The 17094-nt window shown below is 40.3% G+C and carries 13 protein-coding genes; 6 read left to right on the top strand and 7 right to left on the bottom strand.

The annotated features are described in order from the left end of the window. Positions 1 to 10 precede the first annotated feature (10 nt). The 6 genes from QPX86_RS01725 to QPX86_RS01700 form a co-directional block, all read right to left on the bottom strand. The gene (locus QPX86_RS01725) at positions 11 to 625 is read right to left on the bottom strand and encodes a thiol:disulfide interchange protein DsbA/DsbL (protein ID WP_220752379.1); all 615 of its coding nucleotides are present in this window, start codon (positions 623 to 625) and stop codon (positions 11 to 13) included. A 193-nt stretch (positions 626 to 818) separates the two neighbouring features. After that, complete coding sequence (locus QPX86_RS01720) at positions 819 to 1859, bottom strand: serine/threonine protein kinase (protein WP_285163922.1); 1041 nt, start codon at positions 1857 to 1859, stop codon at positions 819 to 821. Further along, the gene (locus tag QPX86_RS01715; RefSeq protein ID WP_299574132.1) at positions 1852 to 2205 is read right to left on the bottom strand and encodes a DUF3630 family protein; all 354 of its coding nucleotides are present in this window, start codon (positions 2203 to 2205) and stop codon (positions 1852 to 1854) included. The genes QPX86_RS01720 and QPX86_RS01715 overlap by 8 nt, the downstream gene beginning before the upstream one ends. A 31-nt stretch (positions 2206 to 2236) precedes the next feature. Then, positions 2237 to 3778: a protein adenylyltransferase SelO gene (locus tag QPX86_RS01710; protein ID WP_285163921.1), complete on the bottom strand. Its 1542-nt coding sequence runs from the start codon at positions 3776 to 3778 to the stop codon at positions 2237 to 2239. A 21-nt stretch (positions 3779 to 3799) separates the two neighbouring features. Next, positions 3800 to 4138, bottom strand: coding sequence for a hypothetical protein (locus tag QPX86_RS01705; RefSeq protein WP_220752387.1), 339 nt, complete (start codon positions 4136 to 4138; stop codon positions 3800 to 3802). A gap of 247 nt (positions 4139 to 4385) precedes the next feature. Further along, positions 4386 to 5195, bottom strand: a complete 810-nt coding sequence (locus QPX86_RS01700) for a hypothetical protein (protein WP_285163920.1) — start codon at positions 5193 to 5195, stop codon at positions 4386 to 4388. Positions 5196 to 5504: 309 nt separating this feature from the next. Here QPX86_RS01700 and QPX86_RS01695 point away from each other — a divergent pair, with 309 nt between their 5' ends. The 6 genes from QPX86_RS01695 to QPX86_RS01670 all read left to right on the top strand — a co-directional run bounded on the left by QPX86_RS01695 (position 5505) and on the right by QPX86_RS01670 (position 12620). Next, entirely contained in the window at positions 5505 to 5897 is a 393-nt protein-coding gene (locus tag QPX86_RS01695) for a nitrous oxide-stimulated promoter family protein (RefSeq protein WP_220752391.1), read from the top strand. 144 nt (positions 5898 to 6041) lie between these two features. Then, positions 6042 to 6878, top strand: a complete 837-nt coding sequence (locus QPX86_RS01690; protein ID WP_285163919.1) for a hypothetical protein — start codon at positions 6042 to 6044, stop codon at positions 6876 to 6878. 55 nt (positions 6879 to 6933) lie between these two features. Then, a complete protein-coding gene (locus QPX86_RS01685) occupies positions 6934 to 8997 on the top strand; it encodes an alpha/beta hydrolase family protein (protein ID WP_285163917.1) in 2064 nt (687 codons plus the stop codon). A gap of 300 nt (positions 8998 to 9297) precedes the next feature. Continuing rightward, complete coding sequence (locus QPX86_RS01680; protein WP_220752397.1) at positions 9298 to 9870, top strand: YSC84-related protein; 573 nt, start codon at positions 9298 to 9300, stop codon at positions 9868 to 9870. 509 nt (positions 9871 to 10379) lie between these two features. Beyond that, entirely contained in the window at positions 10380 to 11891 is a 1512-nt protein-coding gene (locus QPX86_RS01675; RefSeq protein ID WP_285163916.1) for a catalase, read from the top strand. A gap of 150 nt (positions 11892 to 12041) precedes the next feature. Continuing rightward, on the top strand, positions 12042 to 12620 hold the full coding sequence (locus QPX86_RS01670; protein ID WP_285163915.1) for an ankyrin repeat domain-containing protein: 579 nt from the start codon (positions 12042 to 12044) through the stop codon (positions 12618 to 12620). 832 nt (positions 12621 to 13452) lie between these two features. Here QPX86_RS01670 and QPX86_RS01665 read toward each other — a convergent pair. After that, positions 13453 to 17046 carry a VCBS domain-containing protein gene (locus tag QPX86_RS01665; RefSeq protein ID WP_285163914.1) on the bottom strand — a complete coding sequence of 1198 codons (3594 nt, stop codon included), beginning with the start codon at positions 17044 to 17046 and terminating at the stop codon, positions 13453 to 13455. Between the last annotated feature and the right edge of the window lie 48 nt (positions 17047 to 17094).

Below are 17094 nucleotides of genomic sequence, written 5' to 3'. Positions count from 1 at the left end.
CAATGAAAGGTTACTTATCTACAGTCGTTAAGTAGTAGGCAATATCTAATAATTCGTCGTAAGACTTGATTGAACCTGTCTCAACACGATATTTACCATTAACCACTAATGCTGGTACACCTGATAACTTAGCGTTTTCAGTATCACGCTTCATTTTAGACATTTGCGCGTTTACCATGAATGAATTCGCTGCAGCGTCGAAATCTTTACCATCAATACCATTGGCAATAAATACCATACGGATATCGTTTTGGCTGGTGAAACGTTGCTTAGAATCATGGATCGCAGTGAAAATAGCGTGTTCAATTTTCTTTTCAACATTCAACTGATGAGCGATAGCAAAAGCACGTGACATTTCAGTGCCCATTTCACGGCCAATAAACTCCACATGAGCTTGATTGAACGTGACGCCTTCTGGCAATGTTTTTTCAATTTTTGGTACTACTGTTTTTGAAAAGTTATAACAGTGGCCACAAAAGAAAGAGAAAAACTCAGTGATTTCAGGCTTAGATGTCGCTGGACCTTCGTTAATCACGGTGTAATGCACACCTTCTTTATAATCTGCAGCAGATGCAGCCATTGGGGCTAAAAGTAGTGCTGCTGCCATTAATAGTGCTTTTTTCATTTTGCTTCCTTTAGTGAGCAATCTTAAAAATGATTTTTAAAACTTGCCATCTGTATTATGCCACCGACTAAACCAGCCGATTCGCATAACTAAATTAGTTATTTGCTAAACCTATCATAAATTAGGTTATCTTCGTATCTCAAGACCTTATCAAGATCATTTGTAACAATCTACAATTGAGTTGTTAATCGCCTTAGTAGCCCATCAAGCTTAAAGGGGTTTCATCCAATGCAGCTAACTGCTCTTTGAACGCCAAGGTTTGTTGTTCCCAGTATTTGATATCACCAAACCACGGAAAGTTCATTGGAAATGCAGGATCTTGCCATCTTTTGCTTAACCAAGCGTTGTAATGCAACATTCTTAACGCTCGTAAAGGCTCTACTAGCTTAAGCTGGCGCTGATCAAAATCATAAAATTCTTGATAGCCTTCAAGCAAAACATCAAGCTGTAATAATCGCTGTTGTCTATCGCCTGTGAGCATCATCCAGATATCTTGAACTGCAGGACCTTGGCGAGCATCATCTAAATCAACAAAGCCTGGCCCGTCAGGCGTCCATAAAATATTACTCGCGTGTAAATCACCGTGTAGACGAATGGTAGGAAATTCGTGCTCTGAAAAAATACTTTTAGCTTTATCTAGTACCTGCTCTGCCACAGTAAAAAATTGCTGGCTAATGCCATCAGAAACTTGCCCAGACTGCTTTAAGAATGCCAGAGCATCATCACCTAAAATCTTACTTGAAAGCGGTTCACGGTACTGAAACGGTTGTTTACTGGCATATTGATGAATACGGCCGATGAAACGTCCGACCGACTCAAGTTGATCTAAATTATCGACTTCAAAGGCGCGGCCACCAATCGATGGAAACAAGGTAAATTTGTAACCTTGATAATGATGCAAGGTTTTACCGTTTATAATCGATGGCACCGCAATAGGGATGTCTTCAGCCGCTAACGCCAGTGCATAATCATGTTCTTCTTGAATTTGCTCCTCACTCCAACGATGAGGGCGATAAAATTTCACCACATAGCGATTGCCGCGATCACATCTAAATTGATATACGCGGTTTTCGTAACTATTTAGTGCTAACAACCCCGTCTCAGGATAGACACCAAGGCTTTCAATGGCATCAAGAATTAAGTCAGGCGTTAATGCCTGATAATGAAACGAGGCGTCGTGTTCACTAGGCGTTTGTATTAGAACAGATGCAGGTTCTTCAATGCGATTACTCATGAGTTCCCTTAACAGCAACTAGTGGTCGTATTAATGTCATCAAATAGCTTAGCACTTCAACATCGGCCTGAGTTTCAGTGGCTAACCAACAAATATCACCGTAAAATTCATAATTCAGCCACAACTGACTACCTTCAAAATTCAATAACCACTGGTGACGATCTGCGCCCCATTGGCGCTCACGCACTTCACAATCTAATGCTGCTGCAAACGGCGTAGCAAACACTTCAAAACGTTCAAAATCAATATCAGCAGTTATCAAAATGCTCATGGCATCGCTATCAAACTTAGCTTCTTTGATGCTTACTGTATTGAGATTATTTTTTTCTAATGAACCTGAGTTCATACACTTCCTTAAAAATCTATTAAATATTTTGCTAGCTACTGCAAGACATAATCAAGCCCTGCCCCCACTGCGGCGGACGTTCAGCATAATGTGCTTTATCAATTTGTTCGGCATAAGGGTTTGTCAGTAACTGATGTAACTCTACAAGTTTACTGTTATCACCTTCTTCAACAGCGACAATCGCTTCTTGAGCAAGGTAATTGCGTAATATGTATTTAGGGTTAACTGCATCTCTATCTGCTTGCCACTTCTCAATATCTATCTTATTGCCAGAGCCCTCAGTGCCATCTACATTAGCAGCCACACGTTGCTGATAATCTTTATACCAAGTATCAAACTGTGGTCGGTCAATAATTTCATCAGCAATATTAGATTGGTGACTGGTAATATCCAGTCGACCAAGAGCCCGGAAAGTATTGGTATAATCAAGCATATTATGTTGCATCACAGCGCAAAATCGGCCAATTAAGTCTAAATCACCTTTATCTTGTTCTGCCTGTATTTCAGCTAATGACGAAGCACTTTTATCAACTGATAGTGCCGATAAATCTGTTGCAGCAAAGCCCATTTTAGCGCGCATTAATAACAAGTACTGCTTCACTAACTCAGCTTGATAGGTATTTAGCGCCGCCACTAAATCATCTGACTCTATCACCGGAGTGAGCGCTTGGGCTAAACGTTGTAGGTTCCAAAGCCCAATGCCAGGTTGCTGGCCAAAGGCATATCGCCCTTCGGGATCAGAATGATTACAGATAAAGTCTTCTTTAAAGGTATCTAGAAAAGCAAAAGGCCCAAAATCAAAGCTGTCACCAAGAATCGACATATTGTCGGTGTTTAGCACACCATGAGCAAAACCAACCGCTTGCCAATGACCAATGAGAATAGCAGTATCTTTAACCACTTGAGTAAACCAAGCTTTATAGCCTTGGCCATCTTGAGTTAAATGTGGATAATGCTGAGCAATGGTAAAGTTAAGTAATTGGATTAATTTGTCTTTACCGCCTTGGTCACTGTGGCAAAAGTACTCAAAGTGGCCAAAACGAATATGGCTTTTAGCCAGCCTTACGGTAATTGCAGCGGTTTCTTGAGACTCACGCCACACTGGTAAATCAGAGCCAATAACCGCAAGGGCACGAGTCGTCGGTACGGACAATGCAGCTAAAGCTTCTGACGCTAAAAACTCGCGTACAGCTGAGCGCATAACAGCGCGGCCATCGCCGTGGCGAGAATACGGAGTCGGTCCAGCCCCTTTTAATGCCAAATCCCATGCTTGATGTTTGTCAGCAAGTTTACCTTTAAAGGCTTCTCCAAGAATGATTGATCGTCCATCGCCTAACCGTGGTGAATAACCACCAAACTGATGACCACTGTACACTTGCGCATAATAACTTGCGCCAGGGACTGCATGGTTAGCTGACAATTGCATTAGCAATTCATCATTGGGCTTTGTTAGCCCAATGAGTTTTGCAGCATCATCACTCCACGCAAGCCAATGTGGATTACTGATTGGCAAAGGGTAAACTTGCGAGTAAAACCCCTCAAGTTGCTCAAAAAAATCCTGTTTAAACTGCATTAAGCCTTTCCCTAGAACAGCCTACTTACAGATAATGACATCGTCGTCATTAACTTCACATAGCTGCTCACATTGATATCCTTTCTCAATTGCCACTGGAATCGCTGTTGCGTTTTCAAGGGCTCGATTGTCCATTTCTACATAACTTTTACCACTCAAGCGCAGCATACCATCTCCCTTTAACTGACATTGCTCAAGGGTGTCGTAATAGCCTGCGATAAAATCTGCGCTTATTGGATTTTGTGGCTTTTTAGCTTCGTCAGCATAATAAAAAAGTGTCCATTCAGGTGTACGTAAACAACCTGTCAAACTGACTAAGCCCAATAAAAAAACTATTTTAATCAGCACTTTGGAATTCATAAAAACCTCTTATTTCTTTCTTAAAATCAACACGCTATTAAGATGAAAATGCTTGCCATGACTATATGGTTCACCATGGCTAATTTTAACGCGCCCTATAATGGCAACATAGGGTGATTTGTCTATATAAATCAGCATTTTTAGCAATAAAAAAAGCGAACCTGAGTCCGCTTTATATCAATCTATAGCTAATTAATAGTGAGTATACTCAATCGTAAGCTCACTCATAAGCTAGATGAGTAAGAATTTAATCACCTGATTTAGATTTGGCTTTTTCAATACGTTTAATTCGACCTTCAAAACCCGTTACAGTTCCATCGCTTAATTGGTAAGTCATGGCTTGCTGACAAACCGATATCGCTTTATCAAACTGTTTTGTATCGTTAAGCATAGTTGAAAGCTGCATAAAGCCTGGGCCTTTTTCATCGACAGCCACTTTATTGTCTTGCTGATACAACTCAAAGACAGATAAATACACATCAGTTAATTGTGCGCCATATTGGCAATACTCAGCCTGCTTACGCAGCTTGTAACTGTGACCGATAATATTCAGTAAACTCTGGTGCTGAGCACTCGTATCCACTTGATTAGCATGTTTCGCTACTAAATCAGCAAATACATCGCCCGCCCATGCGCCAGTTGCGGGTAAACTCAAATCTGCATCGTTATCGGCTGGTTTCACTTCCGCTGTTGCAACTGCTGCAGGCTTTTTAGTTTCTGGTTCTACAACTTTTGACTCTTCAACCTTAGGTTCTTCGACTTTAGCCTCTTCGACAACTGCTGTTTGAGGCTCTTGAGCATCAACTTTTTCCTCTCGCTCTGGCTCTGGCTCTGGCTCTGGCTCTGGCTCTGGCTCTGGCTCTGGCTCTGGCACAGTATCAGATTTTTCATCTTCAGCGACAACTACAGTTTCAGCTTCACCATCAATGACACTGTCAGAGGTTTTAGCATTATCAGCAGTGTCTGTTCGGTCTAATTCTTGTTGAGCAACATTCTGAGTTCGACGGTATAAATACACACCTAGTAGAACTAATAAAATAATGACAATAATTTTCATTGATAACACCATGCCTGTGTCATGTTTGTGTATGGTTAAATAGCCTTAAAATAATGGTCAAAGCCTATTTAAGAGAGAGTGACTTCTACGCTGCATTTTTAAGCAATACATCTAGTATTAATAAGCTATTGTATGGCAATAAATCAAGTATTTATCACGCTTTTGTGCCATTAAGCCCAATAACTGGGGATAAATTCAAATTTTGACATTTTTGTGCTTTAGCTCAAGCTTATTATCACCTAAATTGAACTCATTGTTTGAAGCTAGTTACACTAGCCATACCCGAGTAAATTACTAAGGTATTTATTAATGTCTGAACCTTCAATTCTTTCAGGTAAATTGTTATTTGAGCTCAACACAATGACAGCCATGGCTGGCATATATTGTCGTGCTCATCATCAACAGACACAAGGTGAAGAACTGTGTGAAGAATGCCGTTCATTGCTTGAATATGCCGAAACTCGATTAGATCGCTGCCCATACGGCCAAGATAAACCAACCTGTAATAAATGCCCTGTTCATTGCTATAAACCCCATATGAAACAAAAAGTCAGAGAGATAATGATCTACTCGGGCCCGCGTATGTTGATCCCTCACCCAATTATGTCGATTAAGCATTTATTGTCTGAACGAAAGCCTGCCCCTGGTAAGCCACCCGAAGCTGCCTCAAACCGTCATATGCGAAAGCAAAAAAAACCTTAGGATACTGGTTGAAAGGGTCGCTTAAAGGTATTATCACTTAACTTTAATAAGGGGTAACTAATCGAATTCGGACCGTTTTTTTCTCAAGCTTATATCTGGTTATCTTTACTCGGCGGTATACATTGCTTCGGGGTAGGATTATATGTGCGTTATATCTACGCCAATAACGATCCAGATACCACCCAAAGCAATCGTTTACTGGGCTCATTATTCATTCTCATCGCACTATTTTTTGCCATTGGAGCAGTCACTCGCGAGAACGCCCCTATTCAAATCCATTTTATTTTGACCTTAATGGTACCGTTTTATTTCTTATTAATGCCTTTACTTTATTCCTACTGTAAAGCGAGCCTAAAAATACCAGTGTCAGATGGCAATATTGTCAAACATCTCATGCCAACATTTGTGTCGATGTTTTTCATTGTGATTGCGGTACTTTTTAATATTGGTCTAGACCCTACAGCGTCAAAACAGCCTATTAATACCCTCTCTGAATTAAGTCATATCAATCGCGTTGCCTTAATCATGCCAGTATTCATTATTTTACAGAGTTGCTTATATTTTGGCTTAATTTTCAAAACTCTCAATAAACATAAAAAGCGCTTCAAACTCACTACACAACAAAGCTTAAAAGACATTCGCTTTCGCTGGTTACTCATTTTAACGGGTGGGATTTTACTGAATTGGGTCTTACGTATTATGATGGTGTTAGTACCATTTTATTTTGGCGACTCTATCTCTGTGTTAGCCCACACGATCGCCAGATTATCCTTATTAGTCACAGTCTATGGCTTTGCTTTATATGGGTTACATCAAATAACCCGCGCAGCTTACTTTCGTGGCAATGTGAATAATAAAGCCAATTCCAACGATAGTAGCAAGCCACAAAAAGCCAGTGAACAATTGCTGAATGCCGAAGAATTAAATTACCTTCAAAGCATTATGATCGAGGATGCTACACCCGAAAAGCGACCCAATTAACAACATACAATTATAAATAACCATCACGTAGATGATGAACAAGGAACGGAGCTCCATGACTTTATCAACATTCACATTTCGCCATATTGGGCTACTTGGCTTACTCGGATTATCGACTCAAGCTATCGCCAACTCTCCTCAGCATAAAATAACCATTGATGACTTCTTCGATATTGGCATCATGAAACAAGTCAGTTTTAGTCCCAATGCAAAACAAGCCATATGGGTAGAAAGTCGCTGGGACAAAGAACTTGATAAGTCGCAAGCAGATCTATGGAAAGTCGACACTAAAACCCGCCAAACCCAAAGGCTGACATTTAGTAACGAAAATGAATCAAGTCCAGTTTGGAGCCCTGATGGACAATTTATTTATTTCTTAACCAAACGCAGCGATGCCAACGAAAAAGCGCCATTCAACGGTAAAAACCAAGTTTTCAGAATGACCAGTAATGGCAATGACATTCAACCAATAACCAAAGAAGTTGAAGGCGTAAATGCATTTCAGTTAAGCCAAGATGGCAAAAATCTTTATTTTATCGGCAATAAGACTGTTGAAGAAACAGACCAATGGAGCGCCATGCGTAATAGCCATAGCGCCCCTAATTACGGTCACGGCTCTCACGAATCTAACCCATTACATGTGCTCGACTTAGAGCACTATAAGCAAAAAACGTTGATTGATGACGGTAAAGTAGTCTGGCAATTTAGTGTTAATCAAAATCAATCAAAAATCGCCCGTATCACCACTGACGACAATGAACTGGTCAAATTGGAAGGCTGGTCAGATATTGATGTATACGATGTAAACAGTCGCACTCATCGAGTCTTGCAAGATACCCAATGGCGACAACAAGCCCCATCCCCTTACGGGTGGTTACTTGGTTTAGCATGGCATCAAAACAATCAACAACTTGCTTTTAGAATCGATTTTGATGGCCATCCCGGTAAATTATTTATCGCCGATGTGAGCCAGAAAAAAGCCAAAATAACCGAATTAGCTCGTCCCGATAAAGTCACTTTAAATGGTGACGATGTTAAGTGGCGCCCTAACAGTGACGAAGTGTGTTACCGCGGCGCCATCGAAGCGAAAGTAAAAATTTACTGCAGCGAATTTGAAAACGGTAAACAGCAAGATACTCGCAGTGTTATAGACGCCGATATCGTCTCTGGCAGCTATGATTTTAGCCAATCAGGAAAACAACTGGCGCTCACTCATAATGGTTTAATTCACTTTAGTGATTTATTTATTGCTGATGCCAACAAGCGTCGCGCTAAAATTAAACGTATTACCGATATCAATGCCCAAGTGAGTGATTGGCAATTACCACAAATATCAATCGTAAAATGGAATGCACCAGATGGTAGCCAAGTAGAAGGTATTTTAGAACTTCCCCATGGCTACAGCAAACCTCAAGGTCGATTGCCTCTTGTGGTACAAATCCATGGCGGGCCAACCTCCGCCACACCTTATGCACTGCAACATCGTTCATACGGCCGCAGCACGTTTACTGCCGATGGGTGGGCAATTTTATCGCCAAACTACCGTGGCTCTTCTGGCTATGGCGATGAATTTTTAACCCAACTTGTGGGCCGCGAACATGATATTGAAGTCAAAGATATTTTGGCTGGTGTCGATCACTTAATTGAGCAAGGCATTGCTGATGGTGACAAAATGGCGGTCATGGGTTGGAGTAATGGTGGCTACCTCACCAATGCACTCATTAGCACCACCAACCGCTTTAAAGCTGCGAGTTCAGGAGCTGGTGTATTTGATCAACGCCTGCAGTGGATGCTTGAAGACACCCCCGGCCATGTCGTCAACTTTATGGAAGGTCTACCTTGGGAAAAGCCAGAGGCATACTCTCATGGGTCATCGTTAACGACAGCGAATAACATCACTACCCCAACTCTTATTCACATTGGTGAGAACGATCAGCGTGTGCCAGTTGGCCATGCGCAAGGACTATATCGTGCCTTGAGGCATTACTTAAATGTGCCTGTTGAATTGATAGTTTATCCTGGTGAAGGCCACGGCCTGAGTCACTATAAGCACCGCAAAGCCAAAATGGAATGGGATAAAAAGTGGTTCGACTTTTATGTGTTAGGTATTGAAGAGTAAATATTGAAGAGTAAATATTGAAGAGTAAATATTGAAGAGTAAATATTGAAGAGTAAATATTGAAGAGCAAGAATTAAAGAATAAGACACGCGCTTAACTCAATGCTTAAATGACTTTAGTTGAGCTTAAAACTTAAATACGCCTAATGATCCAGCCTGAACAATAGCTGTCATTAGGCGTTTTATTTTGTGATTATGACACTGGCTTTGTTATGCTGCTAATCTGAGTCGATTATCACCTTGTGATAATTCACAACCATTAATCAATAAGCATATTTTTATCATTTCAGTAGGAGTAAATATGAAAAACATATTGTCACTGTTGTCCGTCGCCTTCATCTTAATAGGACTGACTTTTTCAACTTCAGCTCGAGCTGATAAATACTCAAAAACTGTCGAAGACTTTAGAAAAGCACCAGAAGTACAAAACTTCTTTAGTAATGCATACGGCTATGCGATTTATCCAACCGTCGGTAAAGGTGGCATCGGCATCGGCGCAGCTTATGGTGCAGGCCGAGTGTATAAAGGTGGTATCCACACTGGTGACTCAACGTTATCTCAATTATCAATTGGCTTTCAGTTAGGCGGCCAAGCTTACAGCGAGATTATCTTCTTCAAAAACAAAGCCGCTTATGATGACTTCACCAGCGGTACCTTTGAGTTTAGCGCTCAAGCTTCAGCAGTAGCGATTACAGTAGGCGCCAATGCACAGGTTGGGTCGACAGGTAACTCAGCAGCAGCTGGTAATGCCGGAAATCGCACCGCAGCAAAAGCTAATTACATGAATGGCATGGCGATATTTACTGCTGCAAAAGGCGGTTTAATGTATGAAGCGGCCATTGCCGGCCAAGCTTTTAGCTTTGATGCGAAATAAGCTTATTTAGACAATAAAACTGTCACCCATTAAAAAGGCTGCAATAGCAGCCTTTTTACTCACTAAAATAAGAGCCGAACTCTTTTGAGCTTATTTGTCACTAAAAGCATAAGCTGACAAATTCTAAAAACTAATAAAACTACATGAATCTAACAGGTAGTTTTTACAAATAAGGGTTAGCTTTATTTCCAAATCATCAAAGCAAATTTGGGTTATAGAGGGCTAGACATCACCTCTAACGAGGTGGACAAATTCACTTAGGCTCTAAACTATAGGTTCTAAACTGTAGGTTCTAAACTAAGCCACTCTATTCCTTCTTAGCTCTAACTCAGATCCACTTTCTCCTCAAGTTCCTGAATACATTCCAATAGCGCTAATTTAGCTGAACAGCATTTGTTGATTCAATTAACCGATTCAATTAATCGATTAATACCACTGCAAACAATCATTTTTTGCGGTTACATTATTAACAGGCAGAAAGAGCGTGAGTTGTTAATTGAGAGAATCCCATGGATATAACAAAAAAAAGCTGTTTAATCTTATCAATGAGTTTGGCATTTAGTGTTCAAGCAGAAACATTAACCCGTGACAATGGTGCTCCTGTAGGAGATAACCAAAACTCAATCACTGCGGGCAGTAATGGCAGCGTACTTCTGCAAGATGTCCATTTGATTCAAAAGTTACAACGTTTCGCTCGCGAAAGAATTCCAGAGCGTGTCGTACACGCAAGAGGGACTGGTGCCCATGGTGAGTTCGTCGCCAGCACTGATTTAAGCAAGCTAACGCAAGCTGCACCTTTTGCAGAGAAAGGTAAAACCACACCTGTTTTTGTACGTTTCTCTACTGTTGTCCATTCTAAAGGCTCGCCAGAAACCTTACGTGACCCACGTGGTTTCGCGACTCGTTTCTATTCAGATCAAGGAAACTGGGATCTTGTAGGTAACAACCTGCCTGTATTTTTCATCCGTGATGCGATTAAATTTCCTGACATGGTTCATTCACTAAAACCATCTCCTGTCACTAATCTTCAAGATCCTAATCGTTTCTTCGATTTTTTCAGCCATGAAGGAACGGCAACTAACATGCTAACGTGGGTTTATACCAACTTAGGTACACCTTCTAGCTACCGTAAAATGGATGGTTGGGGTGTTCATGCATACAAATTTATTAATGATGAAAATCAAGTTAACTACGTTAAATTTCATTGGGTAAGCCAACAAGGTGTTGAAGGGTTAAGACCTGACGAAGTCACCGCAATGCAAGGGAAAAACTTCAATCACTTAACTGATGATCTTTACAGTGAGATTAGCAAAGGTAACTACCCTAAATGGGATTTAAAAGTAAAAATATTGAACCCAAGTGAGCTCAATAATTTCACTTACAACCCGCTTGACGCAACCAAGATGTGGCTTGATGTGCCAGAAACGACTGTTGGCACAATGACCCTAAACCGCGTGCCAGATAACTTTTTCCAAGAAACGGAACAAGTGGCAATGGCGCCATCTAACTTAATTCCAGGTATTGAGCCATCAGAAGATAAGTTACTTCAAGGGCGTATTTTCTCTTATGCAGATACACAGCTCTACCGTTTAGGCGCTAATTTATCTCAGTTACCGATTAACCAAGCAAAAGTGACTGTAGCCAATCACAATCAAGAAGGCGCAGCTAATTACGCTAATACTAAGTCTGATATTAACTATCAACCAAGCAGAAACCTGCCTTTGAGTGATGATGCTCGTTTTAAATCTGTGAACACGCCTTTATCAGGCACAGTGCAACAAGCCGTGATTGCAAAACAAGATAACTTCACTCAAGCAGGTATGTTGTATAGAAGTTTAAGCAAACAAGATAAAAGTGACCTTATCACCAACTTGTCAGGCGATTTAGGCAAAGTGGCAGACGCAAATGTTAAACATCAAATGCTCAGTTACTTCTATCAAGCAGATAAAGAGTTTGGAGAACGTTTAACCAAAGCTGTTGACGGTAACCTTAAAGAGGTGAAAAAAAGAGCCAACATTTAAACTCTCATTGTATTGAACTAACGCATTGGGCCAGCGTTAGACAACAGAGTAAGTCCTGCAAGACGTAATTGTGCTCTTTTCTGCCCGTTTAGAGTGCGTCTTGTAGGCCATCCTCATTATCCATTTTTTATTCGCATGGGTGCTTACTATATGTCGACCTCATTAAAATCTATCCCGAACTTATTAAAAATCGGCTTTTCAGCCAGTTTTGTTATGGCTTATTTATTATTGTCTTACTCAGCAGCTCAACCTGTAGAGACAAGCAATATTGATGATTTGAGCAAGAATGATGCGGCTCAATCTATTACGCCCAGTCAAGATATTGATAAAGAAACACAGCTATTAATGGATTACTTTTTTGCAGCGGCCAGAACGGGCGATGTAGAAGTATTAACCCACTTTATTGAAGCAGGCTTCCCTATAGATCAACGTAATAGCCAAAGTTACACCGCCTTAATGGTGTCAGCGTACAACGGCCATCCATCAGCAACATCAGCATTGCTTGAAATGGGCGCCAATGCTTGCTTACAGGATAAGCGAGGAAACACTGCAATAATGGGCGCTGTAATTAAGGCAGAATTTACAATAATTAAGCAGTTATATAACCATGAATGCGATGCAAACCTGACGAATAAATCAGGCATGACACTTAAGGATTTTGCCGAATATTGGGGACAAAGTGATAAATTAAGCAGTGCTATTTTGATTAACAGCCCTATTAAACAATGATGATGTCAGATGGTGTAAGAGTTATCTAATACGCAAACTTGCCGATTGAATTAATATGAACTTAACTTATTTTCGCTGCAAGCATAAGCTGACATTACCCTTATTTTACTTTCAATCACTTAGCTTAAAGATATAACCATAAGCTGACATAAAATATAACCATAAGCTGACAAATAGTAATATTCACTAATAAATGAGAATAGTGTCATGTTCTTTTATTACTAATAAGACATTAGCTCTTTCTAGCTCACTTTTGGACAAAAGTAAGTTAATGCAGAAATTCTAAAAGTGAGCTGTGAGATTAGAAAATGTATGGTAATAAATTAAAGTTTACACTGACCCAACATATTCTTGATTTATATGGGAACGTCAATCAGTAATATTATTGAGATGCTTAAGCATAATGAGTGTAAAAGTAAAGCAAAGAAAATGAGTGGCTATTTAATTACAGTGACGAGATCAATCAAGTCATTATCTAATACTGATAAGTTAACAATTTTGGCCGATATTTCAGGTACGGCATAAAGGTCTCTTTATTGTATGGTTGCCTTTCATTTAATTACCTCAAGCGCTCTAAAAGCTTGATCTAAAATCTGCTATTTTCATTCACCTATTTGTTAAAATGCTTATAGCTTGATATTTAAAAAACTCGCTAAAGACGAAAAAGATAAAGAGGAAAAATAGATACTTTGCTATTTATCACTTTTAAAAGAGCGAAAGTCGCATTCAAATAGCACAGTTTGGTCTACAAAATAAGTACAAAAAATGCCGCTATCAATAAGCGGCATTTTTAACACATTGTTTAAAACATTAATTTACAACTGCAAGTTAATTAGTCTTCTTGCACTGTTGCTTCGGCAGAACTCGAGTAAGTCGTACTTAGATCGTCACCCACCGCATAACTTTCGAAGTCCTCAGATAGAATCGCCGTATCTGTTGCATCAGCAATCACGATATCATCAGCTAATAACTCTTTTGCTGACTCTTTCGAAGAGCTACCAATACGTATTTGATACGTTTCTGTCGCTGTACCTGTATTGATTGCTTCATAAGGACCGTAGAACATTGTACCGCCATCAATTGACAAAAAGTAACCTGTTGCAGTCCAATCTATAACTACATCAATATCGGTATCATTTGCATGCGTTAAGCCATCAATGATTTGCTGCGATTTAGATGAATCACGATATTTAACACTACCATCATTACTAAAGATAATTTCGCCCGTTAGGTTACTTGAAGAGGCAGAGCCACCATAAATACTAATATAAGCGGTATTATCTTCGCTAACCTCTGGTGTTGCAGTAAAGCCAGCAATCGCCTGTAACTTAATGGTTGTTGAAATAGAGCCTTCAGCAAGTGGAGTCGTGATTAAGCGTAACTCAGCGTCAGCGTCTAGTGATGTGTCAGCCATTCGGGCAACTTTATTTACACTACTTCCCGCTATGGTCTTAACGGTTGCTTCAGCAGAACTTGAATACATTGCACTTAAATCTTCACCTTCAGCATAAGTTTCGAAGTCTTCAGATAGCACTGCCATATCGCTCTCATCAGCAATGACGATATCATCAGCGAGTAATTCTTTTGCTGACTCTTTCGAAGAGCTACCAATACGAATTTGATACGTTTCGGTCGCTGTACCTGTATTGATTGCTTCATAAGGACCGTAGAACGTAGTACCACCATCAATTGAAAGTGAATAACCTGTTGCTGTCCAAGCTAGAACTACATCAATATCTGTATCATCAAAATAAGTTAAGCCATCAATGGTTTGTTGATCTTTATTTGCATCACGATACTTAACAGCACCGTCTTTAGCAAAGACAATTTCACCCGTTAAGTTACTTGAAGAAGCAGAGCCACCATAGATACTGATGTAAGCGGTATTATCTTCAGAAACTTCTGGTGTAGCAGTGAAGCCAGAAATTGCTTGTAGCTTAATGGTTGTAGAAATAGAACCTTCAGCAAGTGGATCCGTTGTTAAACGTAACTCAGCGTCAGCAGTTAATGATGTATCTGCCATTCTGGCAACATTGTTTGCTCCAGTATCAACAACAATTGTGCCTGTAATTGTGATTGCTAATTCAGCGGTAGTGCCATCAAAAGATTCAATAGTAAAGGTATCGAGTTCACTTTCACCCACAACAAGTGCAGCAATAGTGGCATCAGCAGTATCGAGGGTATATGTCCAAGAGCCATCTTCTAAAATTGCTAATGTACCGTATGTACCCATTAAGGTTGTCTGAACAATAAAAGCTTCGCCATCATCTGGGTCAAGTACACTTACAGCACCTGCTGCCGTTGCCTCATCACTTGCAATTCTTCCAGTTAAATCAAAGAATACTGCTGGCGTAGGTTCTTCTGTGCCATCGCCTGCATCAAATACAGACACTTCAGCGTAAATAGCTAAGCTATATTTGCTGTCTGTACCATCTAAAGTTTCACCTGCATCATAGCCTTCAAAGTCATCTGAAAATATACTTGTAGTGCCAGCGGTATCAGAAAATACTTCAATGTTATCAGCATAGAAAGAACCGAAAGGAATCGTTCTATCATTATCACCGAATCTAAATTGGATAGCTTTAACACCATCAGCGAACCACTGGTCTAATCCTGTATAATCAGAGTCAACAACTGCTGCAGTAGAGAATGAACCTCCACCAATCACTTCACCATCAATAGTCACGGTGATTTGATCTGCCTGATCTAAGTCCCATGTGATTGCTACATCATAAAACTGCTCTTCAACAAATGGTGCAGTGATTATATTGCCAGGGTAAGCGTCACTGTCAGTATTTCGAACAAAGAAACGAGGGTCAATTACGGTGCCGTCGTCTTGAATTTGAGTTCCTTGAATACGCAAATCTATAAGCGATTCACTAGAACTACCAGATGAGCCATAAAGCGTAATGTAAGCATCTTTAATATTTCCATCACTACCAAGCGCAACCTCTTTAGATATTGATGCACTCAGCTTACCTTGACGAAGGTTATCAACGGTAAATCTAATCTCACCCGTATCACCGCCTGTATCGCTTATTTTTACAACTTGAGTAAGCGAAGCAACACGAATATTAATTTCAGCAGTGGTACCATCAATAGAAGCGATAGTGATTGAATCACTTACAGAGTCACCTAGTTCAAGGTTCGCTAAAGTATCATTTGCAGTGTTAACCGTGTAAGACCAACTACCGTTGGCACTGATACTAAATGTACCATAATCAAGTGTCACATCAGTTTGAGCAACAAAAGCATCTTCTTCGAAGTTTGGATCAATAATGGTTAGTGAACCAGTTAATGGATCCGTAGCAGTATGTTGAACAGTACCGCCAAATTCACCTTCGATGATTGCTGCAACAGGGTCATTGTTATAACCAACAGCGGCTCCAATTACATCCAGTAACTCCTCATCAACAGAACTAGCAACTTGTGAAGTAGTTTGCAAATTAATTTGTGCTGTCTCAAGTGTAACTAAAGACTCTTCAGAAAAAGAACCATCAGCGACGTCACTAGCAAGATCTTCCATAACGGTAGATAAATCTGCGTCTGCGTTGTCTGCATCAACTTGTGATAGTAGCGCTAACACAGAACCATATCTATCAGCATCTTCAGCACCATCAGCACCAAGTTCAACAGTACCAACTAAAGTAGGAAGCACTTCTGTTGTATCAAAACGAATACCAAAACGTGCATTAATTATTTCAGCTGCGTCAGCAAACTGGTTTAAATCACTACCCGCGTTTTGAACAGCCATTTCGGTTAAAGGAGAAACAACATAGGTAGGTGGTGGTAGTATGGTTTCCACCCCCTCTTCATCAGTCTCAATTATATTTTCAACTACATTCACTACAGATCTTAGTTGAGGAGCATCTAAGGTTAAACCTGTTGATTCGTCCGTATAAGTACCGCCAGTACATGCAATTAAACCCGCACCTTCGAAATGTACATTGCTAAATGTAACGCCACCTGAAGTGTCAGAGGTTGCAGTGCCTTGCTCTGGAAGAACCGCAGCACCACTATCATCAACTTTAAATATGTCACAAGTTGCACCATCAATAGGGCCTTTAATAATGCTAGCTGAAACATTTAAGGTTGGATTGATAGTGGGTGTAGATGCACCTACGCCTTCGGTAAAGCCTGCATCATCGGTATAATTAGCAGAAACAGAAATGACAGTGCCTTCGTCAGCTTCAGTAATTGTGTAAGATGTGCCGATAGTACCTGTAGACCAAACATAGGTAATGGTGTCTGCTTGAATTCCATCAGCATCAGTAGCTGCTGCAGAGATTGTTTCGCCAGCGATAAAATTGCTTCCGGTTATTGCTATACTACCGCGAGTATTACCATCGAGTTCAGCACCGTCATCACCACCACAACCTAATAGGCCTGTCGCAATGATGAGCGGTATAAGAGATTTATTATTCATTTTTATGACTCCAAAAAGATTCTTTTTCCAAATTTAGCTTGTTTTATT

It is taken from the genome of Shewanella goraebulensis, from assembly GCF_030252245.1.
Classification (GTDB): domain Bacteria; phylum Pseudomonadota; class Gammaproteobacteria; order Enterobacterales; family Shewanellaceae; genus Shewanella; species Shewanella goraebulensis.
This window is presented reverse-complemented; position numbering and strand designations above follow the sequence as displayed.